A 20,811-nucleotide genomic window follows, 5' to 3' on the forward strand; every position below is an offset into this window, starting at 1 on the left:
GCTCGGTTTCAACCGAACAGCGGCGAAAACCCCGCCACTAGGCGATCTTGCGCAGCCAGTGGTGCAGGTCCGGAGCCTTGCCGGTCTGGATGTCGAGCAGCGCCTCGCGGATCTTCAGCGTCACCGGGCCCGGCTCGCCGTTCCCGATGGTGAACTCGCCGTCCTTGCCCTTGACCTTGCCCAGCGGCGTCACCACGGCCGCGGTGCCGCAGCCGAACACCTCGGTGATCTCCCCGGAGGCCACGCCGTCGCGCCACTGCTCGACCGAGATGGTCCCCTCCTCGGCCGGGATGCCGAGGTCGGCGGCCACCTTGAGGAGCGAGTCGCGGGTGATGCCGGGCAGCAGCGAACCGGTCAGCGCCGGCGTCATCAGCCGCGCGTCGGCGCCCTGGCCGTAGACGAAGTAGAGGTTGTTGCTGCCCATCTCCTCGACGTACTTGTGCTCGAAGCCGTCGAGCCACACCACCTGGTCGCAGCCCTGCTCCACGGCCTGGGCCTGGGCCAGGAAGCTGGCCGCGTAGTTGCCGCCGCACTTGGCCTCGCCGGTACCGCCCTTGACCGCGCGCACGTAGTCCTCGGACAGCCACACCGTCACCGGCTTGACGCCGCCGGCGAAGTAGGAGCCGGCGGGACCGGCGATCAGCATGAACAGGTACTCCTTGCTCGGCGAGTTCACGCCGAGGCCGACCTGCGTGGCGAACATGAAGGGGCGCAGGTACAGGCTGCGGCCCTCGCCCTCGGGCACCCACTCGCGGTCGGTGCTGACCAGCGCGTCGATGGCGGCCAGGAACAGGTCCTCGGGCAGCTCCGGCATCGCCATCCGGGCCGCGCTGCGGTTGAAGCGCGCGGCGTTGGCGTCGGGGCGGAAGGAGACGATCTGGCCGTCGTCGGTCCGGAACGCCTTCAGACCCTCGAAGATCTCCTGGCCGTAGTGCAGGACCGAGGCCGCCGGGTCCAGGCTCACCGGGCCGTAGGCCGCCAGGACGGCGTCGTGCCAGCCCTTGCCCTCGGTGTAGCGGATCGTGACCATGTGGTCGGAGAAGATCTGGCCGAACCCGCCGACCGCCTTCAGCGCCTCGCGCTCTTCAACGGGCTTGGGGGTGCTGCTCGGCTTAAGTTCGATGGTCAGTGACATCTCGCGCGTCCTCCTTGACGGCCTAGACGGCCAGCTCTGGCCCGGTGTGCAGCCGAGGTGCGCAGCTCGCAGCGCCCCTCCCAGGGAAAATCCCATTATCTGAGACCGTACCTCAGGAGCGGGTCGAGGCATACCTCGGTTCACGCCCTGGCGCGGGCGTGACGCAAACCGGCCTGGCATCCTGCTGCCGCCAGGCCGGTCTCCGGGTGTGGATGTGTTACAGCGGCGTGTTACAAACCGGCGGCCCTGGCCGCCAGCGCGTCGCCGATCTCGGAGGTCGTCCGCGGCGTGGTCTGCGTGGCGCGCTCGGTGAGGTCGGCCTCGACGGCCGCCTCGATCCGGCGCGCGGACTCGGACAGGGCCGGGCTGGCCTTGGTCCGTCCGAGGTGGTCCAGGAGCAGGGCGGCGGAGAGCACCGCGGCGGTCGGATCCGCCTTGCCCTGCCCCGCGATGTCCGGCGCCGAGCCGTGTACGGGCTCGAACATCGACGGGAACGTGCCGGTGACGTCCAGGTTCCCGGAGGCCGCCAGCCCGATGCCGCCGGTGACGGCGGCGGCGAGGTCGGTGATGATGTCGCCGAACAGGTTGTCGGTGACGATCACGTCGAACCGCTCCGGCTGGGTGGCCAGGAAGATGGTCGCGGCGTCGACGTGCAGGTAGTCGGTGGCCACCTCGGGGAACTCCGCGGCGACCTCGGTGAAGATCCGGCTCCACAGAGAGCCGGCGAAGACCAGCACGTTGGTCTTGTGGACCAGCGTCAGCTTCTTGCGCGGCCGGGCCTGGGCCCGGGCGAAGGCGTCGCGCACCACGCGCTCGACGCCGTAGGCGGTGTTCAGGCTGACCTCGGTGGCCACCTCGTGCACCGTGCCCTTGCGGATGGTCCCGCCGTTGCCGGTGTACGGACCCTCGGTGCCCTCGCGGACCACCACGAAGTCGACCGCGCCGGGCTCCTTCAGCGGACCCGGTACGCCCGGGAACAGCCGCGAGGGCCGCAGGTTGACGTGGTGGTCGAACGCGAAGCGCAGCTTGAGCAGCAGCCCGCGCTCCAGCACGCCGGAGGGCACGCTCGGGTCGCCGATCGCGCCGAGCAGGATCGCGTCGTAGCCCTTGAGCTCGTCGAGCACCTCGTCCGGAAGCGTCTCGCCGGTGGCGTGGTAGCGGCGGGCCCCGAGGTCGTACTCGGTGCCCTCCACCTTCACGTCCTGCGGCAGCGCGGCCTGCAGGACCTTCAGGGCCTCGGCGGTGACCTCGACGCCGATGCCGTCGCCGGGGATCACGGCCAGCCGGATGGAAGAGGGTGCTGTCATGGTCCTACGGTAGACCGTGTCTCGATGGGCAAGCTGCGAGCGTTCGCTATCTGGACAGCGGGCCTCAGCGGCTGCGCCGGTCCAGCGCCTGCTGCAGTGCCTCGCGGGCGGCCGCGGCCGCCTCGGAGGACGCGGCGGAAGTGTGACGGGGACGGCGGGTGCGGGTCATGGCGGACTCCAGACAGACTCGAGATGCGGAATTGTCGTCGTAATGGGGAGGACGACTCCGAAGGGGTGCCGGAGTACTGCTGAGAATCGACTACCGCGGTAAGGGTGGCCTGCGGCGCAAGGAAAACACTAGGACATCCGACTAAATCTTGTCTGCGTCGCGGGCGGATGTTCTTACGATGTGAGACCACCGCGAAGCGCCCCACTCCGTCCCCGTTCGCCGTCCGAGTGCCGCTTCCGCCCCGCGGGCGAAGAATCAGGAGCTATGAGCCAGGCCCCCGCGCACCGCCACGGAACCCGCGCGCACCAGCCCGAACAGCCCCGCGAGCGCTACGGCGACCGCCTCTTCCGCCCGGAGCGCCTGACCACGGAGATCCCCCGCCTGTCGGCCCTCGCGGCGATGTACGACGACCACACCTTCCGCTGCCTGAAGGCCCTCGGCGTGTCCCCCGGATGGCGGTGTCTGGACGTCGGCACGGGCCTCGGCTCCGTGGCCCGTTGGCTGGCCGCCGCCGTGGCCCCGGAGGGCACCGTGACGGCCCTGGACCGCAGCACGCGGATGCTGCACTACTCCGCGAACCCCTCGAACCTCGAAGACCTGGAGGCCGACGCCCTGGACGCCGAGCCGGGCCGGTACGACCTCGTGCACTGTCGCACCATGCTGATGCACACCCCGCAGCGCACCGCCCTGCTGGCCCGCCTGGCCTCCTGGGTCCGCCCCGGCGGCTGGCTGATGGTCGGCGACGACGTGGACTTCGCCACCCACTCCTCGGCGCACCAGGCGCTCCGCCAGACCTTCACCGCGATGCGCCGCATGCTGAACACCACCATCGGCACCGACTTCCACTTCGCCCGCGACTACCCGGGCCGGCTGCGCGACCTGGGCCTGACCGACATCGGCGTGGACGCCGCGACCCCGGCGCTGCGCGCGGGCGCCGCGGCGAACGAGTTCTGGCTGCGGACCTGGGACCAGCTGTGGCCGCGGATGGAGCTGGACGAGGCGGTGTACCGGGAGGCGCGGCGGCTGTTGCAGGATCCCGAGGTGGTGGACCTGTCGCTGACGCACATCACGGCCTGGGGCCGGCTGCCGGAGTAGCGATCCGCGCGGCGGCGCCACCGCCGGGGCACGTCGGCAAGCCAGGCAAAAGGGTTGTCCCGGCTCGTGCTCGCGCGGCCGGTGCGGCCCGGCACGCCGACGGGCGGCTCCGGAATCCCGGAACCGCCCGTCGCAGCATTCTCATTCACCGGCTCCCGCCGGCCCCGCTCAGTTCTCCAGCGAGATGCTGTGCACCGCCGTCGCGCCGATGGCCGCCTTGATCTCCTCCAGCAGCCCGGCCGGCACCACCGAGTCGACGGTCAGCGCGACCAGCGCCTCGCCGCCCTTGGCGGCGCGGGCGACCTGCATGCCGCCGATGTTGATGCCCGCGGCGCCCAGGACCCCGCCGAGCTGGCCGACCACGCCGGGACGGTCGGTGTAGCGCAGGAAGAGCAGGTGCTCGGCGATGGTGACGTCGAGCTGGAAGTCGTCGACCTCGACGATCTTCTCCACCAGGCGCGGGCCGGTGACGGTCCCCGACACCGACACCACCGAGCCGTCGGCCAGGACGCCGCGGACCGTGGTCATGTTGCGGTAGTCCGGGCTGTCCGAGCTGGTGGTCAGGCGCACCTCCATGCCGCGCTCGGTGGCCAGCAGCGGGGCGTTCACGTAGGACACCGAGTGCTCGACCACGTCGGCGAACACGCCCTTGAGCGCGGCCAGCTCCAGCACCTTCACGTCGTGCTGGGTGATCTCGCCGCGGACGATCACGTCCAGCTGGGTCGGCGCGGCGCCGGCCAGGGCGGTGAACACCCGGCCCAGGCGCTCGGCCAGCGGCAGGCCGGGGCGCACGTCCTCGGCGATGGTGCCGCCCTGCACGTTCACCGCGTCCGGGACCAGCTCGCCGGCCAGCGCCAGGCGCACCGACTTGGCCACCGCGATGCCGGCCTTCTCCTGGGCCTCGTCCGTCGAGGCGCCCAGGTGCGGGGTCACGACGACCTGGTCCAGGTCGAACAGCGGGGACTCGGTGCACGGCTCGGTGACGAACACGTCCACGCCGGCGCCGCCGACCCGGCCCTCCTTGATCGCGATGGCCAGCGCGGCCTCGTCCACGATGCCGCCGCGGGCCGCGTTGATGATCCGCACGCCCGGCTTCACCTTGGTCAGCGCCTCCTCGCCGATGAGCCCGAGGGTCTCCGGCGTCTTCGGCAGGTGCACGGTGATGAAGTCGGACTCGGCCAGCAGCTCGTCCAGGCTCACGACCTTCGCGCCGAGCTGCCCGGCCCGGGCCGGCTGCACGTACGGGTCGTAGGCCAGCAGCCGCACGCCGAACGGCGCCAGCCGCTGCGCGACCAGCTGCCCGATCCGGCCGAAGCCGACGATGCCGACGACCTTCTCGTCCAGCTCCACGCCGGTGAACTTGCTGCGCTCCCACTTGCCGGACTTCAGCGAGGCGTTGGCCTTGGGGATGTGCCGCGCGGTGGCCAGCAGCAGCGCGATGGCCAGCTCCGCGGCCGAGGTGATGTTCGAGGTGGGGGCGTTCACCACCATGACGCCGGCCTTGGTGGCGGCGCCGACGTCCACGTTGTCCAGCCCGACGCCGGCCCGGGCGACCACCTTCAGCTTGCCGGCCACGGCCAGCGCCTCGGCGTTCACCTGGGTCGCGGAGCGGACCAGCAGGGCGTCGGCCTCGGGCAGCGCGGCGAGCAGCTCGGCGCGGTCGGCGCCGTTGCAGTGCCGGATCTCGAAATCGGGGCCGAGCGCGTCGACCGTGGCCGGCGACAGTTCCTCGGCGATCAGGACGACGGGTTTCTCGGACACCACAGGCTTCGTCACGACAGCTCTTCCTTCTCGCAGGTCAGGAGTGAATTCGCCCGGATTCCACGACGCTGTGATGTGGGCTGTACGCGATTCAATATAGCCCTTGGGTGGTGCGTCTCACGTCTGTCGCCGCGTAATGAGACGCGGTGTCGGTTGTACAAGTTGGAGTGTGGTGCGTGACGCAGCGCATACAAGGCGGCCTCCGTCACCGTGCGGGGAAGACGTAGCATCGTGTGCATGAGTATCACCGTCGAGCACGGGATCACCGAGGACGCCATCCACAAGGCGCTCTCGAAGGTCCAGGACCCTGAGATCCACCGCTCCATCACCGAGCTGGACATGGTGAAAGAGGTCCACGTCGCCGCCGACGGCGCCGTCCAGGTGGCCATCTTCCTCACGGTCGCCGGCTGTCCGATGAAGGACCGGCTGACCAACGACATCAAGCGCGAGGTCGGCGCGATCGACGGCGTCACCGCGGTCGAGGTCGAGCTGGACGTGATGAGCTCGGAGCAGCGCGACGCGCTCAAGACCAAGCTGCGCGGCGGCCAGGTCGACCGGGAGATCCCGTTCGCCCAGCCCGGCAGCCTGACCCGGGTCTACGCGATCGCCTCCGGCAAGGGCGGCGTCGGCAAGTCCTCGGTCACCGTGAACCTGGCCGCGGCGCTGGTCGCGAAGGGCCTGAAGGTCGGCGTCGTGGACGCCGACATCTACGGCCACTCGATCCCGCGCATGCTCGGCGTGACCGAGCCCCCGACCCCGATCGACGACATGATCCTGGCGCCGACCGCGCCCTCGGGCGTGAAGGTCATCTCCATCGGCATGTTCACCCCGGGCAACTCCCCGGTGGTCTGGCGCGGCCCGATGCTGCACCGCGCGATCCAGCAGTTCCTGGGCGACGTCTACTGGGGCGACCTGGACGTGCTGCTGCTGGACCTGCCCCCGGGCACCGGCGACATCGCCATCTCGGTGGCCCAGCTGGTCCCGAACGCGGAGATCCTGGTGGTCACCACCCCGCAGCAGGCCGCCGCCGAGGTGGCCGAGCGCGCCGGCACCATCGCCGTGCAGACCCGCCAGCGCATCACCGGCGTCATCGAGAACATGTCCTGGATGCCCTGCCCGCACTGCGGCGAGCAGGTGGACGTCTTCGGCAGCGGCGGCGGCGAAACCGTGGCCGAGGCCCTGACCCGGGCCACCGGCACCAAGGTCCCGGTGCTCGGCCAGGTCCCGATCGACGTGCGGCTGCGCGAGGGCGGCGACAACGGCCAGCCGCTGACCGTCTCGGCCCCGGAGTCGCCGGCGGCGCAGGTGCTGATCGGGATCGCGGACAAGATCGCCACCCGGAGCCGCGGGCTGGTGGGGATGTCGCTGGGCGTCTCACCGGTGCGGAAGTAGTTCGGCAGCTCGCAGAACACTGAGCGCGTGCCACGATGAGGCATGCGCTCAGCACCCCCTCTCGGCGACGAACTGACCGCCCTGCTCGGCAGCCCGAAGCGGGTGCGATCGCTCGCCAGCAGCCCGCGCTCAGAGGTCTGGCGCGCAAGACTGGATGGCACGCCGGCGGTGATCAAACAGCTGGTCGCCGGCCCCGGTGCGGAGGAGCGCTACGCCCACGAGGTCGCGGCGATTCAGGCCGCGTCGGTCGTGCAGCCGGCGGTGGTGCCGCGGCTCCTCGGCACCGATCCGGCCGAGCGCGTGCTGGTGACGGAGTCCATCGAGGAGCAAAAGCCCGCCGCGGACTGGGTCATCGGCTACGCCTCGGCGCTGGGCCGCCTGCACAGCACACCGACCGAGGGCGTCGATCTGCCGACCTGGTCCGGGCCGACAAGCGCGGACATCGAGGCGTTCCTGAAGCTGGCCGCGTGGCTCGGCATCCCGGTTTCGGATGAAGTCGGCACCGAACTGGAAGCCATGCTGACCCGGCTCGCGGCCCGCTCCGCGCGCGGGGACCTGCTCCACGGCGACCCCTGCCCGGCCAACGACCTGCACACCGCGGACGGCGTCCGCTTCGTCGACTTCGAGCAGGCCGCGCTCGGCGACGGCACCGTCGAGCTGGCCTACCTCCGCATCGCGTTCCCGACCTGCTGGTGCGCGACCGCGCAGCCGCCCGAGCTGATCGCCGAGGCCGAGGCGGCCTACGCCGCGGCCACCGGCCGCGTGATCGACGAGCACGAACTCGCCGACGCCTGCGCGGGCTGGACGATCCGCGGCGACGCCCTGGTCCAGCGCGCCCACCGCGAGACGGCGGACCACCTCGCGCGGCTGACCGTCGAGGACTGGAAGTTGTGGACGGTCAGCGCCCGGGACCGGCTCGCCTACCGGCTCGGCGTGGTGGGCCGGCTCGGCGACGGACCACTCCGCGAGACGGCGCTGCTCGCCGAGCGGATGCGCGAAGCCATGCTCCAGCGCTGGCCGGGCCTGCGACCTCTGCCGACCAAGCGGCCCTGACAGCAGCGCCTCTCCTCACCGACTCCTCGCATCGGGCGTCTGGCGCGCCTCGCCGCCGCGCGAAATCCTTCTGCCGCAAGCCGAACCGCCGCCACAAAGCCCGAGAGCGGGTCTCAGAAACCTGAGACCCGCTCTCGCCATGTGTCCGCACCGCCGGAAGGACCCCCGATCCCGCCCCGGCAGCCGGGTAACCGTTTTCGCGGCCTGCGCCGCCGGTACCGGTGCTCCGTCAGTTCAGGAACAACCCGGCGAGCGTCCGGCGCGCACGGCGCCCGCTCTCCCGGCGCAGACGACTCGCCTCTCGCAGCAGCCGCTGGCGGTCAGCCTCGTCGCGCAGCTCCTGTGATCGGTATCGTGCGGCTTCTTCGTATTGGAATAGCATCTTGAAACTCCTTGTGGGATCGCCGGTCTCGGCGGTCGCTGAAATCTGTCTCGGGTACTGCTGGAACTGCGTGTCCTGCTGGGCCTGCTGCGGGCTCGCGGCACGGCGGCCGGGGTTCTGCAGCATGCGCTGACGCGGAAGACCGTGGACGCTCATGCCGGGATCGCGACCTTCTTGGCGGCCTCGACCGCGGCGGCGGCCTCGACGGCGATCTGGGCCTCGACCAGGGCGGCGTCCTTGCGGGGACGCCCACGCGGCCGCTTGCGGGCCACGATCACACCCTGGACGAAGAGCTCACCGCCCCAGACCCCCCACGGCTCGCGGCGCTCGAGGGCGCCAGCCAGGCAGGCGGCCTTCACCGGGCACTCGACGCAGATCGCCTTGGCGAACTCGACGTCGGCCGGGGTCTCGGCGAAGAACACCTCAGGGTCGTAAGCCCGGCAGGGCAGGGTGGTGTCGGTCTGCTCGACGACCGTGTCGAACACGTTCTGCACTGTGAGTCACCTCGTCAGTCGGTTTCTTCCGGCTTGAGTTCTTCAGGCCGGTCTCTTGCGGTACCGCTCCCGATCCGGGGTCACCGTCACGGGCCGTACTGTCGTGCTGGGAAACACGAAGGCCGCGGATCCCTTATCGGGATTCCGCGGCCTCAAGTCCTGCCGGGCTGAAGATAACTCTCTTCATCCAGGTGGACTGGAAGTGCGGAAGTCCCTGTGGCTCACCGGCTTGGAGCCGTTGTCGCCCTTGCTGCTGTCGTTGCCGTCGTAGTCGCGCTCGGAGGTGCCACTGCCGTCGATACCGCTGCCGTTCGGCGCCTGCGGGTCCTCCAGGACCCGGCCCGTCAAGGGGGCCGGAGCCGGCTGGAAGGCCGGACGCGGACGCTCTTGTCCCAGCTGACCGACATAGCCGTGCCGCTCCAGCAGGCCTTCGCCCAGGGCGACGAGCCCCAGGAAGCCGGCCGCACCGGCCAGGCCGGTACCGGAGACGGACTCCACCTGCCAGACGGCGGCGGCCGAGCCGAAGCACTCCTGCCCCGACACCAGGCGGCAAGCGGCGGCGAACTCCTCGAACGCGCGGTAAACCGGCGCAGGGGTCATCGCCTGCACGTCGTCGACAACAACGTCGGTCATGTACCTCATCGAAATTCGCCTCCTTCACTTCGCTTGGTGTGGACGGAGCCGCTGGCAGTCGGCACCACACGTCTTACAGATGGGATGTTCAGTTGAGCCGCACACAGTGCTGCGCCCGGGCGATCTCTCGCCCGCATCGGAAGGTTAAGTGATCCCCGTACAGGGCCGCAAACTATTTTTGACCTGCGGTTACGCCCTTGAGCCAGAACTTTCGGCTCCGATGGCCCCCACCATGGTCGACACAGTTGCCCCCAACCTCGACGCTGACCATGCTGTCAGAGCCGCACGGGCCTGTCACCCCTTTCACGCCAACTTTCTGGAAAACTTCGGAGGAAGATGGGCGAGTATGGGGCGAGGATGAGTGGCGACGGGGCGCACCACCGTTAAAGGGCGAGGGATACAGGGGCGGGATGGACAGGAACCACGGTGCCGTCGGCGACCCGGAGGACGATGACGTCTTCGGCCCGGTCGAGGACGGCGAAGAAGTCTTCGAGTGGATCGACGACGAGAACGGCCCGGACGCGTCCGACGAGTCCGGGGCCAAGCAGCCGAGCCTGACGTTCCGGGAGCGCGTGGCCGCCGTCCGCGCGGGCGGCCGCCGGCTGCGCCGCTCGCGCCGCGAGATCGCGGCCACCGCCGCGGCGGTGGTCCTGGCTTGCGGCATCGGCGGCGCCTGCACCGCCTGGTTCGACAACGTCGCCGGCGCGGCCGACCGCGCCGAGGTGGTCTCGCTGGCCGTCGACTCCGTGGTGAACGGCGACCCCGCGGCCGCCTCCTACAACTCCCAGGACTCCTCCGCGGTCGGCCAGTACGTCGTCGAGATCGCCAACAACGGCCCGGACGCGGTGACCCTGGACTCCGTGGGCGTCGACGCCGGAACCCTGATGACCAGCACCGCCTGGAAGCCGGTCGGCGGCTCGCCCCGGATCCCCGGCGGCGGCACCGCCAGGGTCGCGCTCACCGCCAAGCTGTTCTGCCCGATGGTGCTCATGGCCCAGCAGACCGGGATGTTCGGCGACACCGCCGGCACCGGGGGCGGGCCCTCGCTGGCGTTCCCGGCGCTGCACGTCGCGGTCCGCGACGGCGACGGCGACCTGCGCTCCCTGACCCTGCCGACCCGGGTCGCCACGTCCGCCCCGCCGTCCGCGAACAGCGGGCTGATGACGTTCACCAGGCCCGGCAGCACGGCCGGCCCGCAGATCGTCTCCGCCGACGCCGGGGCCTGCAGCCAGTTCACGGCCGACCGCGCCCAGCGCCTGGCCCTCGGCGGCACCGCGCGGTTCACGACCGACGTCGCCTTCACCTACGTCAAGGTCCATTCCCCCACATCCGACGGGGTGTTCGTGCTCGACTTCACGGTGAAGAACACCAGCAACCACGCCGTGACCCTGACCAAGCGCGCCGACGTGTCCTTCCTGGACGACAACCAGCTGCGCACCGACTGGCTCCCCTCGCCCCTCAAGCTCGCCGCCGGCGCGAGCGCGCCGGCCCAGCTGACGATCGACATCCACAACTGCACCAGCGTCCTGGCCGGCGTCTCGGTGCTCGGCGAGACCATGCTCGAAGTGGACGACCTGAACGGCAGCCCGCCGCAGCCGGTGTTCATAGACCAGGCGCTGTCCGGCTCGCTGCGGCTGGCCGCGGACATCGTCCAGCAGGAGAAGGCGGCGTGCCCATGACCGATCTGATCGAGTCCGAGGACGAACTCCTCGACCCGCCGGCCGGCCCGGCCGTCGCGGCACCCCCGCACCGCCTGGCCTCCGCCCTGCACCGGCTGCGCGAGCGCACCCCGCTGGGCGCCGGGGAAGAGATCGACCCGGACCGCCGGCGCCGTCTGGGCCTGGCCGCCCTGCTCGCGGTCGCGATAGCGGCCGGCGCCGGCGCGACCGGCGTGGCGGTGCACAGCCGCGACCTCGACCACGCCCAGACCCGCACCCAGGACCGGGTCCTGCTGCACCTGCTGGGCGGCGGCGCCAGCATGAACTTCGGCGGGGACATCTCCCAGGACATCGGCGCGCCCGGCACCTTCCAGACCCCGCTGTCCGCCGACTTCACCGTCGCGGTGCGCAACGACGGCGCGAAGCCGTTGCAGGTCACCGCCGTCGGGATCGCGGTACCCGGGGTCGACGTGGTCGCCGCCGCGCCGGCCACGACCCTCGCCCCCGGCGACTCGGAGTCCCTGACCAGCCGCGTCGCCGTGCACTGCACCGCCGCGGACCTGCCGCGGTACCCCTCGGGCGTGACGCTGACCGTGCGCACCCCGGCTGCGGACGGCAAGGCCGCCGGCGCCCCGACCTCCCTGCCGCTGGCCTTCGACGCCGGGCACCCCAGCGCCCTCCCGCTGGCGTCGAACGGCGTCTTCACCGAGGTGGACGGCTTCAGCACCACCTCGACCAGCAGTTTCTACCAGCTCTGCGGCGACGTGCTGACCATGATCCCGCCCCGGGTGAGCGCCACGGCGAGCCCCGGCGACGCGAGCCAGCGCAACCCCGTGGTGGGCTACACCCTGCACATCGACAACAGCCCCGACGCCGCGCAGATGGCGGTGGTGCTGGCGAAGCCGCCGGCCGTCCCCGGCGTGAGCGCGCAGACCGACCTGGCCGGTCCGGAGCAGATCGGGAGCCAGGGCCTGGACGTGAACGTCACGGACCGGATCACCGACTGCGACGCGTTCGGCACCTACCTGGCCGTCCGGGGCGGCGCCACGCAGGCCCCGGAGGCGCTGAACGCGGCCACGCCGATCGGGCTGCAGCCGGTCGACCCGCGGTTCCAGACCACCCCGACGCCGCTTTCCATCACGGCCCAGGCGGTCTTCGACGGGGTCACGCCGGGCACCGCCGACCTGCAGTCCACGCTGCTGACTCAGCTGGCGGCGGTCTGCCCCATGCTGTGACCGTGGCTCTCGATGAGCCCCAGCACCTCCTCGCCGTAGCGGTCCGCCTTCGCCTTGCCGACTCCGGCGATCCGGGTCAGCGCGGCGGGCGTGGCCGGCCGGGTCTCGCCGATCGCGGTCAGCGTGGCGTCGGTGAAGATGCAGTAGGCGGGCAGCTTCTGCTGCTTCGCCTGCCCCGAGCGCCATTCCCGCAGCGCCTCGTACAGCTCCGGGCTCAGGTCGCTGGGGCAGGTCTCGCAGCGGCCGATCTTGCGCTCGGCCGGGTCGATCAGGGACTTGTGACACACCCGGCAGGTGATCGGTTCGACGATCCGGCGCGAGGGCCGGTCCTCGGCGTCGCTCGAACCGCCGGAGCCGCCGGAACCTCGCCGCCGCGCTGAGCCGCCGCCCCTTATGACGCCGCCCGCCGCGCCCTCCCGGGTGTCGCGCCCCACGCCGCCGCGCAGGCCGTCCAGGAAGCGCGAGGGACTGCGCGAGGCCCGGCCGCCCGGCGAGCGCGCAAGCGACCAGGACAGGAACAGCCGCTCCCGGGCCCGGGTGACCCCGACATAGAGCAGCCGCCGCTCCTCCTCGATCTGCTCCGGGGTCTCGGCGTAGGTGATCGGCATCATGCCCTCGGTCATGCCGACCAGGAAGACCGCGTCCCATTCCAGGCCCTTGGCGGCGTGGAAGGTGGACAGCGTCACGCCCTCGACGGTCGGCGCGTGCTGGGCGTCGGCGCGCTCGCGCAGCTCGGCGCTGAACCGGTCGAGGCCGGCGTCCGGATGCGTGCGGCCGTACTCCTCAGCCAGGGCCACCAGCGCGGCCAGCGACTCCCAGCGGTCGCGCAGGCGCCCGGCGCCCTTGGGCGCCAGCGGGGTCCAGCCGTGGCTGGAGAAGATGGCGCGGACCTCGGAGGCCAGGTCGCCGCCCTCGTCGTCGTCCGGCGCGCCGTCCGGCCCGGACCGCCCCGGCAGCGTGTCGGAGGCGTGGTCGGACCGGGCCTTGGCGGCCCCGCGCAGCCAGACCTGGATCGCCTCGCGGACCTCGGGGCGCTCGAAGAAGCGCTCGACGCCGCGCAGTATGTAGGGCACGCCGGCGTCGCTGAGCGCCTGCTCGTACTCCTCGGACTGCGCGTTGATCCGGTAGAGCACGGCGATCTCGGAGAGCCGGACGCCGGCGTCCACCAGCTTCTTGATCTCCCGCGCCACCTCGCGCGCCTCGGTCTCGGCGTCGGGGTGCTCGGCGAACTTCGGCCGCGGCCCGTCGGCCCGCTGCGCGATCAGCTGGACCCGGGCCTTGGCGGCCCGGCCCTCGGCCCGGTCCAGCAGGGCGTTGGCCAGCGCGACGACCTGCGGCGTGGAGCGGTAGTCGCGGACCAGCTTGACCATGGTCGGGTCGTCGAAGCGGTCGGCGAAGTCCAGCAGGTAGCGCGGGTCGGCGCCGGTGAAGGAGTAGATGGTCTGGCTGGCGTCGCCGACCACGCACACGTCGGCCCGGTCCCCCAGCCAGCAGTCCAGCAGGCGCTGTTGCAGGGGGTTGACGTCCTGGTACTCGTCGACGGTGAAGAAGCGGTACTGGTTCCGCACGGTCGCGGCGATGTCCGGGCGCTCCTCCATGATCCCGATGGTGAGCAGGAGCACGTCCTCGAAGTCGATGGCGTTGCGGTCCCGCTTGGCGCTCTCGTACTCGGCGTAGACCTTGGCCACCTCGGCGGCGTCGCGCGGCGGCGTCCGCAGCGCCTTGGCCGCGGCCGCGGCATAGTCGTCGGCCACCACCTGCGTCGACTTGGCCCACTCGATCTCCCCGGCCAGGTCCCGCAGCTCGGCACGCTCGGCGTTCAGCCGCAGCCGCCGCACCGCCTCGGAGACCAGCGGGATCTTGGAGTCGATCAGCTGCGGATTCGGCCCCCCGACGGCCTTGGGCCAGAAGTACTGGAGCTGCCGCAGCGCCGCGGCGTGGAACGTCCGCGCCTGCACGCCCCCGGCGCCCAGCTGCCGCAGCCGCCCCCGCATCTCCCCGGCGGCCCGCTGCGTGAAGGTGACCGCCAGCACCTGGCTCGGGATGTACTCCCCGGTCGCCACGCCATAGGCGATGCGGTACGTGATGGCCCGCGTCTTGCCGGTCCCGGCCCCGGCCAGCACGCACACCGGACCGTGCAGCGCCTCGACCACGGCACGCTGCTCCGGATCGAGCGCGTCGAGCAGCGCGGCGACGGGAACCGGTCCGGAGCCGGATTGAGTCTGCGGCATCCGTCCATGTTCGCATCCATCACCGACACCCAGAACGCGACCATGCGGAAGAATCAGCCCCCCGCGCTGGTTGCACCCCCTGGATGTTCCCGACAGCCGATGAGGAAGTGGAAGATGAACGACCAGATCACGATGTACTCGACGACCTGGTGCGGTTACTGCCGCCGGCTGAAGAGCCAGCTCGAGCGCGAGGGCATCGGATACACCGAGGTCGACATCGAGCAGGTCCCGGACGCCGCGGACTACGTGATGAGCGTCAACGGCGGCAACCAGACCGTCCCGACCGTCGTGGTCGTGGCGCCGGGCGGGGAGAAGGTCGCGATGACGAATCCTTCGCTGGCCCAGGTGAAGGCGGCTGCCGGGCTCTGAGCCGGCGCGCGGTTCCACCACCGCGACGAGCCTCCGGTCCCCGGGACCGGAGGTTTGTCGCGTCCGTGCCGCTGGCGCGGGCAAGACGCTGGCCTCGCTGACGCTGCCGACCTTGACGCTGCCGACCTTGGCGGCGCCGCCGGCCGGCAACGAGCTGCGGCGCGACGAGCCTCCGGTCCCGCCGGACCGGAGGCTTCGGCGTGCCCGATCACGCTCGCGTCTGTCCGGTTCGCTACCGCTGGCCGTTGCGGAAGAGGCGTATCAGGCGGCGGATGATGAAAACGATGAACATGATGGCCTCCCAGGCCTTCCAAAGATGCGCTGACGTCCCCGTTCTCGGGTTCGTCTGCGAAGTTACCGAGCGTCGCCGCGAGCAGCGTCAACCCACGGGTTGACTCCGGGGTGGAACGCGGGTGGAAGGGTCGACCACCTTCGGGTGGGATATGCGGACTCTGCGTGACGAGCCGGTCACCCCGCGACTACACCTGGAGTCATGACCAAGACAGCAGGCGTCTTTCTCGCCCTCATCGTCGTGGGCATCGCGGTGACCACGCACACGCATGCGTCAGGGCCGGTGTGTCCGGCGACGACGACGAGTGGGCATGCGGCCTCGAGCAGCAGCGGAGGCAACAGCAGCGGGAGCAACGGCCGCTAGCCGCACAGCCTTCAGGCCCCGCCTCAGGGCGCCGGCGACCCGTTCGCGATGTTGTAGAGCTGCTTCGCACTCGCGTCCAGATACGGCCCGGCGAGCCAGTTCCCGCTGTGCGCGTTGTGCGCGCTGCCGACGGACGTGTTGGTCACCAACGACATCTCGCCCGCAGCCTGCCCCGGCGCCCGGGCGAACCAGCCGCCGCCCGAAGCGCCGCCGGTGAGATCGCAGCCGGCGCGGTACTCCTTCGCCTGCGGCCCGAGTTCGGTGACGTTCAGCAGTTGCACCGAGTCGGCCGTGCATCCCCACTGCGACATCCCGTTGAAGGGCTGCGCCGCCGGATAGCCGCGGATCGAGATCGGCGGTGTCTTGCCCTGCGCGGTCGGGGCGTTGAACCACATCGGCACCGGCTTCGCGCCTGCCGACTCCACCGCCGAGTCCAGGGTCTGGCCGTCGCTGTTGCGGCCGACCTCGATCACCGCGTAGTCGTGCGCCAGGTCGCCGCCGTGCTCGTCGCCGGTCTTGACCCACTCCGGCGAGGTCCAGACGTGGACCGCCGGGAAGGTGCCGAGCGGGGCGTACGCCGACAGGTCGCTGGGGTCGACGTTCGGGTCGCCGTCGGCGTTGTCGAAGGCCGGGACGAACACCATGTCCAGGTGCCAGGTCCCGCCCTTGCCGTCGTGGACGCAGTGCCCCGCGGTCCACACCAGGCTGGCGTTCTGGCTCTTGATCACGGTGCCGGAGCACACGTAGTAGTTCCCGGAGTTGGCGTCGCCCTGCCGGTAGAAGAAGAGCTTGCCGGTCACCGCGCCGCTGGGCGTGGTGTACGGGCCCGGCAGCTGGTGCGCCGTGATCGGCTGCGGCAGCGGGGCGTTGTCGAACGAGGGCAGCGACTGCTGTCCGGTCAGTCCGCCGTCCTTGCCCTGATGGGCGCCGCCGGCCGCGGACGGCGCGTTCGGGCTGAGCACCGAGCCGACGAAGTCCTTGCCGAAATCCCCGGTGGCGGACGACTCCCCGATGACCCCCGAGCTGGAGCAGGCGGCGGTCAACGATGCCACGGTCGTCAGTGCGACCAGCGTCGACAGCACTCGGCTCTTGATCACCCGGCCCCCGCGTGGGCGTATCAGCATGGCGTCGCCTCCCCTCCCTTCAACGCCGACGACACTACCAATGGTTCTCTAAAAGAAGCCTGAGTCGCCGGCGAATCCGATGAGGGTGGAAGCTCAGGACGCGACCGGATCGCCGCCGTACCAGTGGTCGACCAGGCGGCGCGCGATCGAGATCTCGGTAGGCAGCATCAGGAGTTCACCGGTGTTGACGGCCTCCTTCAGCTCCGCTCGCGAGTACCACTTGGCCCAGTCGAGTTCGGCGCCGTCCAGGTGCAGCGTGGGGTCCTCGACGGTGGCGGTGAAGCCGAGCATCAGGGAGCGCGGCAGCGGCCAGGGCTGGCTGCCGAGGTAGCGCACCGAGGTGATGCGCAGTCCGGCCTCCTCCGCGCACTCGCGCGCGACCGCCGCCTCCAGCGTCTCTCCGGGCTCGACGAAGCCCGCCAGCACCGAGGCCCGGTTCGGCGGCCACGACGCGTTCCGGGCCAGCAGCAGCCGGTCGTCCGGGTCGGTGACGGCCATGATGACGGCCGGGTCCGTGCGCGGGTAGTGCTCGGTGCCGCAGTGGTCGCACTTGCGGACCGAGCCGGCGTAGGTCACGCGCGTCCGGTGCCCGCACACGCCGCAGAAGCTGTGCGTGCGGTGCCAGTTGTCCAGGCCGACGGCGTGCGCCAGCAGGCCGCCGTCGCGGTCCGGCAGCGCCGCCGCGACCTCGCGGACGTGCCGCAGGTCGCCCAGCGCCGGCGCCTCCTCGGCGGCCGGCGGCCGCGGCGAGGTCAGCGCCGCGCCCGGGGTGGAGGCGGAGCCGGCGGTGGAGGCCGTCGGCAGGCCGTCCGGGCCGGGCGTGCCGACGCTGACCGCGAAGTAGGCGACGTCCTCGTCGTCCAGCCCGAGGAAGTAGCGCTGGGCGTCCGGGTAGAGCGCGTCGAAGACCGCGCCGGGGTGGAAGACCAGACCCGCTTCCGGGTCCAGGACCGCCTCGGCCCGGCTGTCGTCGACCGCGAACACCCGGGTGCCCGGGTCGGCCCAGGCCGCGGCCAGCCAATCGTCGTCGGTGCGCCGCTCGCCGGCGCGGTCGACGACCGACCGCGCCAGGAGCATCCGGCCGAGCTCGCCTTCGAAGAACCGTGTCTGGCCGCTCATCGTGCGTCCTCCCCGAACCGTCCCGGCCGCCGTCAGCGCTTCTCGTCCGACGCCTCGGCCAAGTCCGACCACAGGTAGGCGGCCGCCTCGGCGCCCTTGAGCAGCAGCGGAATCGTCATGCTCTCGTTCGGCGAGTGCCAGCCGTCCGAAGGCAGCGACACCCCGAGGAACACCACCGGCGCCTCGATGACTTCCTGCAGGTCAGCCTCCGGGCCGGAGCCGCCCTCGCGGGTGAAGAGCACCTCGCGCGGGTCGTCGGGCTCGCCGAAGGCCTTGCCCATGGAGCGGGTGATCGCCTGCACGGCCGGGTGGTCCAGCGGGGTCATGCAGGGCTTCACGCCGTCGGACTCCCAGTGGTGCGCGCCGGTGAGGCCGGCCGGGATGTTGGCGTAGAACCAGTCCTCGAACTTCTTCGCGACGTCCAGCGGCTCCTGGCCGGCGACGAGGCGCATCGAGATCTTGGCGTGCGCCGCGGACGGCACGATGGTCTTGTGGCCGGGGCCGGTGTGGCCGCCCCAGAAGCCGTTCAGCTCGAACGTCGGCCGTGCCCAGACCCGCTCCAGCGTGGTGAACCCGGCCTCGCCGGCAGTCGCGGCGGACTTGGCGTTGCCCAGCCAGGCCTGCTCGTCGAAGGGGAGCTTGGCGAACATCTCGCGGTCGGTCTCGGTGAGCTCGACGACGCCGTCGTAGAACCCGGGGATCACCACGCGCTTGTCGTCGTCGTGCACCCGGCCCAGCAGGCGCACCAGCTCGGTCAGCGGGTTCGGGATCGCGCCGCCGAACGAGCCGGAGTGCACGTCGTTGGCCGGGCCCCGCAGGTCGATCTGGCCGGTGATCATGCCCCGCATGCCGGTGCAGGTGGACGGCGTCTCGCGGTCCCACATGCCGGTGTCGGAGACCACGACGACGTCCGCCTTCACGCGGTCCCGCTTGTCCTCCAGCAACGCGCGGAAGTTCGGCGAACCCGACTCCTCCTCGCCCTCGGCGATGATCTTCAGGTTCACCGCCGGCGCGGTCCGCCCGGTCACGGCCAGGTGCGCCCGCAGACCGAGCAGGTGGAAGGCCAGCTGCCCCTTGTCGTCGGCGGCACCGCGCGCGTAGAGGCGGTCCCCCTTGACCGTCGGCTCGAACGGCGGGGTGTCCCACAGCTCCAGCGGCGTCACCGGCTGCACGTCGTGGTGGCCGTAGACGGCGACGGTCGGCGCGCCGGCGTCGCCGGACGGCCACTCGGCGAAGACGGTCGGCAGCCCCTTGCCACCGGCGGTCTCCCAGATCTCAACGGTCGGAAAACCGATTTCCCGCAACTTCGCCGCCAGCCACTCCGCCGACCGCCGCACCTCCGGCGCGCTCTCCGGATCCGAGGAGATGGAAGGGATGCGCAGCCATTCATTGAGCTCGGCGAAGAACTCGTCGGCGTGCTCGGCTACATACGGACGGACGGCTTTGTCCGAGGCAGAAGTCATGCCTGCACCTTACTCCTGCCCCGGATCATCAACTTTGCGGGAACCGGTCAGCCGACGAGGTCCGCGGGGACGCCCTGCAACGCCACCGGACGGATGAACCGCCGGATCGCCTCAGTGCCCACGGACGTGCTCCAGGACGCCGACGTGGCCGGCCACGGCCCGCCGTGCTGCATCGCCTCGACCACGGCCACACCGGTCGGCACAGCGTTCCAGACCACGCGTCCCGCCCTCGCCACGAGCGAGGGCAGCAGGGTGCGGGCCGCCTCGCGGTCCGCGGTGCTGGCGTCGTCGGCGATGATCGTCGCGGTCAGCTGTCCCTCCAGCGAGTCCGCGAGCGCCGGGTACTCCGCCGGGTCCGCGCGCACGATCACCGTCGCCGGGCCGAAGTGCTCCTCGCGGTAGTCGCCGGCGAAGTCCTTCGCAGAGATCTGCGCCGCGAACGGCTTCCCCGCCCGCTCGGCGTCCGCACCCGCGCCGGTGATCTGTTCCTGCCAGCGCCGGTGCGCCGCGGCCATGCCGTCGGTGAGCATCGGGATCGGGCCGTTGTCGGCGATGAGGGTACCGGTCAGATCGCCCAGCGCCTCGCCGTCGGCGGTCTCCGGGACGAACACCACGCCCGGCTTCGTGCACAGCTGCCCGGCCGAGCCGGTCACCGCGCCGGCCAGGGTGGCCGCCCACTTCTCGCGGTCCGCCTGGTCGGCGATCGCGCCGGGCAGCACGAACACCGGGTTCACGCTCCCCATCTCCGCGTACACCGGGATCGGCTCCGGGCGCGCGGCCGCGGCGTCCATCAGCGCGCGGCCGCCGCCGAAGGAGCCGGTGAAGCCCACCGCCTTGATCGCGGGGTGCTGGACCAGCTCGATGGACAGCTTGTTGGGGTCGCCGTCGGTGGACTCGGCGTCCAGGAAGCCGAAGGTGCCCTCCGGGGCGCCGGCCCCGGCGACCGCCGCGCTCAGGATCTCGGCGATCCGGCGCGACAGCCGCGGCTGGGCCGGGTGCCCCTTCACGACCACCGGGCAGCCGGCGGCCAGGGCGGACGCCGTGTCGCCGCCGGGGACGCCGAAGGCGAACGGGAAGTTCGAGGCCGCGAACACCGCGACCGGCCCGAGCGGGACGTCGACCGTGTACACGTCGGCGCCGCCGAGCCCGGCGCCCGGCGAGCTGCGGTGCGACAGGTGCCGGCCGGCCGCCACGTGGTCGCCGTACAGCCGCAGCTGCCCGGTGGTGCGGGTGACCTCGCCGTCCAGCCGCGCCTCGGTGAGCCCGGTCTCGGTGCCGGCCAGGGCGACGAGCTCCGCGCGCGCCGCGTCCACGGCGTCGGCGCACGCGTGGAGCAGGTCGCGTCGGCGCTCGGCGTTCCAGGAACCGTAAACGCCCGCCGCGGACGCCGCGGCGTCGGCGGCCTGATCCAGTGTCGTGTGATATGTCACCGGACCAGGGTAACCCCGGTCCGGTCGAGCGCCCAAGCCCTCGGGCTGAGCAGTACCGCTATTCGGACGCCGGCACAGCCGGCCGCCTCCAGCGGAACAGCCGGCC

17 protein-coding genes and 1 pseudogene are annotated in these 20,811 nt (G+C 71.6%); 7 read left to right on the forward strand and 11 right to left on the reverse strand.

All coding sequences use genetic code 11. The features are described 5' to 3' along the window. Positions 1-37: 37 nt before the first annotated feature. Positions 38-1,135, reverse strand: a complete 1,098-nt coding sequence (locus ABH920_RS04440) for a branched-chain amino acid aminotransferase (RefSeq protein ID WP_370347060.1) — start codon at positions 1,133-1,135, stop codon at positions 38-40. A 230-nt stretch (positions 1,136-1,365) separates the two neighbouring features. Then, positions 1,366-2,442, reverse strand: a complete 1,077-nt coding sequence (locus tag ABH920_RS04445; protein ID WP_370347062.1) for a 3-isopropylmalate dehydrogenase — start codon at positions 2,440-2,442, stop codon at positions 1,366-1,368. Between the two features lie 433 nt (positions 2,443-2,875). On the opposite strand from ABH920_RS04445, the gene ABH920_RS04450 reads away from it, so the two are divergent. Then, positions 2,876-3,706 carry a class I SAM-dependent methyltransferase gene (locus ABH920_RS04450; RefSeq protein WP_370347064.1) on the forward strand — a complete coding sequence of 277 codons (831 nt, stop codon included), beginning with the start codon at positions 2,876-2,878 and terminating at the stop codon, positions 3,704-3,706. A gap of 168 nt (positions 3,707-3,874) precedes the next feature. Here ABH920_RS04450 and serA read toward each other — a convergent pair whose 3' ends face one another. After that, positions 3,875-5,467: a phosphoglycerate dehydrogenase gene (serA, locus tag ABH920_RS04455; protein ID WP_370347985.1), complete on the reverse strand. Its 1,593-nt coding sequence runs from the start codon at positions 5,465-5,467 to the stop codon at positions 3,875-3,877. A 237-nt stretch (positions 5,468-5,704) separates the two neighbouring features. On the opposite strand from serA, the gene ABH920_RS04460 reads away from it, so the two are divergent. Next, positions 5,705-6,859: an Mrp/NBP35 family ATP-binding protein gene (locus tag ABH920_RS04460; RefSeq protein WP_370347066.1), complete on the forward strand. Its 1,155-nt coding sequence runs from the start codon at positions 5,705-5,707 to the stop codon at positions 6,857-6,859. Positions 6,860-6,901: 42 nt separating this feature from the next. Continuing rightward, entirely contained in the window at positions 6,902-7,912 is a 1,011-nt protein-coding gene (locus ABH920_RS04465; RefSeq protein WP_370347068.1) for a phosphotransferase, read from the forward strand. Between the two features lie 229 nt (positions 7,913-8,141). Here the strand turns inward: ABH920_RS04465 and ABH920_RS04470 are convergent, their stop codons facing one another. From ABH920_RS04470 to ABH920_RS04480, 3 genes and pseudogenes are all read right to left on the reverse strand, one after another. Next, positions 8,142-8,450, reverse strand: coding sequence for a hypothetical protein (locus ABH920_RS04470; protein ID WP_370347070.1), 309 nt, complete (start codon positions 8,448-8,450; stop codon positions 8,142-8,144). A 77-nt stretch (positions 8,451-8,527) separates the two neighbouring features. Next, positions 8,528-8,788 (reverse strand): annotated as a pseudogene (locus ABH920_RS04475) (WhiB family transcriptional regulator); the annotation flags it as partial. Positions 8,789-8,971: 183 nt separating this feature from the next. Continuing rightward, complete coding sequence (locus tag ABH920_RS04480) at positions 8,972-9,421, reverse strand: hypothetical protein (protein ID WP_370347072.1); 450 nt, start codon at positions 9,419-9,421, stop codon at positions 8,972-8,974. Between the two features lie 410 nt (positions 9,422-9,831). Here ABH920_RS04480 and ABH920_RS04485 point away from each other — a divergent pair, with 410 nt between their 5' ends. Together ABH920_RS04485 and ABH920_RS04490 are read left to right on the forward strand one after the other, a co-directional pair. Then, positions 9,832-11,100: a hypothetical protein gene (locus tag ABH920_RS04485; protein ID WP_370347075.1), complete on the forward strand. Its 1,269-nt coding sequence runs from the start codon at positions 9,832-9,834 to the stop codon at positions 11,098-11,100. After that, complete coding sequence (locus ABH920_RS04490) at positions 11,097-12,314, forward strand: hypothetical protein (RefSeq protein WP_370347077.1); 1,218 nt, start codon at positions 11,097-11,099, stop codon at positions 12,312-12,314. Before ABH920_RS04485 ends, ABH920_RS04490 begins: the two co-directional genes overlap by 4 nt. Here ABH920_RS04490 and ABH920_RS04495 read toward each other — a convergent pair. Next, positions 12,284-14,545, reverse strand: coding sequence for an ATP-dependent DNA helicase UvrD2 (locus tag ABH920_RS04495; RefSeq protein ID WP_370347079.1), 2,262 nt, complete (start codon positions 14,543-14,545; stop codon positions 12,284-12,286). The two genes, ABH920_RS04490 and ABH920_RS04495, sit on opposite strands and share 31 nt — an antisense overlap. A 114-nt stretch (positions 14,546-14,659) precedes the next feature. Between ABH920_RS04495 and ABH920_RS04500 the strand changes: the two genes are divergently transcribed. Together ABH920_RS04500 and ABH920_RS04505 are read left to right on the forward strand one after the other, a co-directional pair. After that, the gene (locus ABH920_RS04500; protein ID WP_370347081.1) at positions 14,660-14,914 is read left to right on the forward strand and encodes a mycoredoxin; all 255 of its coding nucleotides are present in this window, start codon (positions 14,660-14,662) and stop codon (positions 14,912-14,914) included. Positions 14,915-15,407: 493 nt separating this feature from the next. Further along, complete coding sequence (locus ABH920_RS04505; RefSeq protein ID WP_370347083.1) at positions 15,408-15,569, forward strand: hypothetical protein; 162 nt, start codon at positions 15,408-15,410, stop codon at positions 15,567-15,569. A 23-nt stretch (positions 15,570-15,592) separates the two neighbouring features. Here ABH920_RS04505 and ABH920_RS04510 read toward each other — a convergent pair whose 3' ends face one another. From ABH920_RS04510 to ABH920_RS04525, 4 genes are all read right to left on the reverse strand, one after another. Then, entirely contained in the window at positions 15,593-16,693 is a 1,101-nt protein-coding gene (locus tag ABH920_RS04510; RefSeq protein ID WP_370347085.1) for a serine protease, read from the reverse strand. Positions 16,694-16,786: 93 nt separating this feature from the next. Further along, positions 16,787-17,812: an NAD(+) diphosphatase gene (gene nudC, locus ABH920_RS04515; protein ID WP_370347086.1), complete on the reverse strand. Its 1,026-nt coding sequence runs from the start codon at positions 17,810-17,812 to the stop codon at positions 16,787-16,789. Positions 17,813-17,844: 32 nt separating this feature from the next. Next, positions 17,845-19,275 (reverse strand): dipeptidase, encoded by a 1,431-nt coding sequence (locus tag ABH920_RS04520; RefSeq protein ID WP_370347088.1) that lies wholly within the window; start codon positions 19,273-19,275, stop codon positions 17,845-17,847. Positions 19,276-19,322: 47 nt separating this feature from the next. Then, a complete protein-coding gene (locus tag ABH920_RS04525; RefSeq protein WP_370347090.1) occupies positions 19,323-20,705 on the reverse strand; it encodes an aldehyde dehydrogenase family protein in 1,383 nt (460 codons plus the stop codon). Positions 20,706-20,811 lie beyond the last annotated feature (106 nt).

Source organism: Catenulispora sp. EB89 (assembly GCF_041261445.1).
Lineage (GTDB): Bacteria > Actinomycetota > Actinomycetes > Streptomycetales > Catenulisporaceae > Catenulispora.

Excerpts from the sequence above, each read along its gene's own strand:
- ABH920_RS04440 (WP_370347060.1), bottom strand. The coding sequence starts at position 1,135 with ATGTCACTGACCATCGAACTTAAGCCGAGCAGCACCCCCAAGCCCGTT.
- ABH920_RS04445 (WP_370347062.1), bottom strand. The coding sequence starts at position 2,442 with ATGACAGCACCCTCTTCCATCCGGCTGGCCGTGATCCCCGGCGACGGC.
- ABH920_RS04450 (WP_370347064.1), top strand. The coding sequence starts at position 2,876 with ATGAGCCAGGCCCCCGCGCACCGCCACGGAACCCGCGCGCACCAGCCC.
- ABH920_RS04460 (WP_370347066.1), top strand. The coding sequence starts at position 5,705 with ATGAGTATCACCGTCGAGCACGGGATCACCGAGGACGCCATCCACAAG.
- ABH920_RS04465 (WP_370347068.1), top strand. The coding sequence starts at position 6,902 with ATGCGCTCAGCACCCCCTCTCGGCGACGAACTGACCGCCCTGCTCGGC.
- ABH920_RS04470 (WP_370347070.1), bottom strand. The coding sequence starts at position 8,450 with ATGAGCGTCCACGGTCTTCCGCGTCAGCGCATGCTGCAGAACCCCGGC.
- ABH920_RS04480 (WP_370347072.1), bottom strand. The coding sequence starts at position 9,421 with ATGACCGACGTTGTTGTCGACGACGTGCAGGCGATGACCCCTGCGCCG.
- ABH920_RS04485 (WP_370347075.1), top strand. The coding sequence starts at position 9,832 with ATGGACAGGAACCACGGTGCCGTCGGCGACCCGGAGGACGATGACGTC.
- ABH920_RS04490 (WP_370347077.1), top strand. The coding sequence starts at position 11,097 with ATGACCGATCTGATCGAGTCCGAGGACGAACTCCTCGACCCGCCGGCC.
- ABH920_RS04495 (WP_370347079.1), bottom strand. The coding sequence starts at position 14,545 with ATGCCGCAGACTCAATCCGGCTCCGGACCGGTTCCCGTCGCCGCGCTG.
- ABH920_RS04500 (WP_370347081.1), top strand. The coding sequence starts at position 14,660 with ATGAACGACCAGATCACGATGTACTCGACGACCTGGTGCGGTTACTGC.
- ABH920_RS04505 (WP_370347083.1), top strand. The coding sequence starts at position 15,408 with ATGACCAAGACAGCAGGCGTCTTTCTCGCCCTCATCGTCGTGGGCATC.
- ABH920_RS04510 (WP_370347085.1), bottom strand. The coding sequence starts at position 16,693 with ATGCTGATACGCCCACGCGGGGGCCGGGTGATCAAGAGCCGAGTGCTG.
- nudC (WP_370347086.1), bottom strand. The coding sequence starts at position 17,812 with ATGAGCGGCCAGACACGGTTCTTCGAAGGCGAGCTCGGCCGGATGCTC.
- ABH920_RS04520 (WP_370347088.1), bottom strand. The coding sequence starts at position 19,275 with ATGACTTCTGCCTCGGACAAAGCCGTCCGTCCGTATGTAGCCGAGCAC.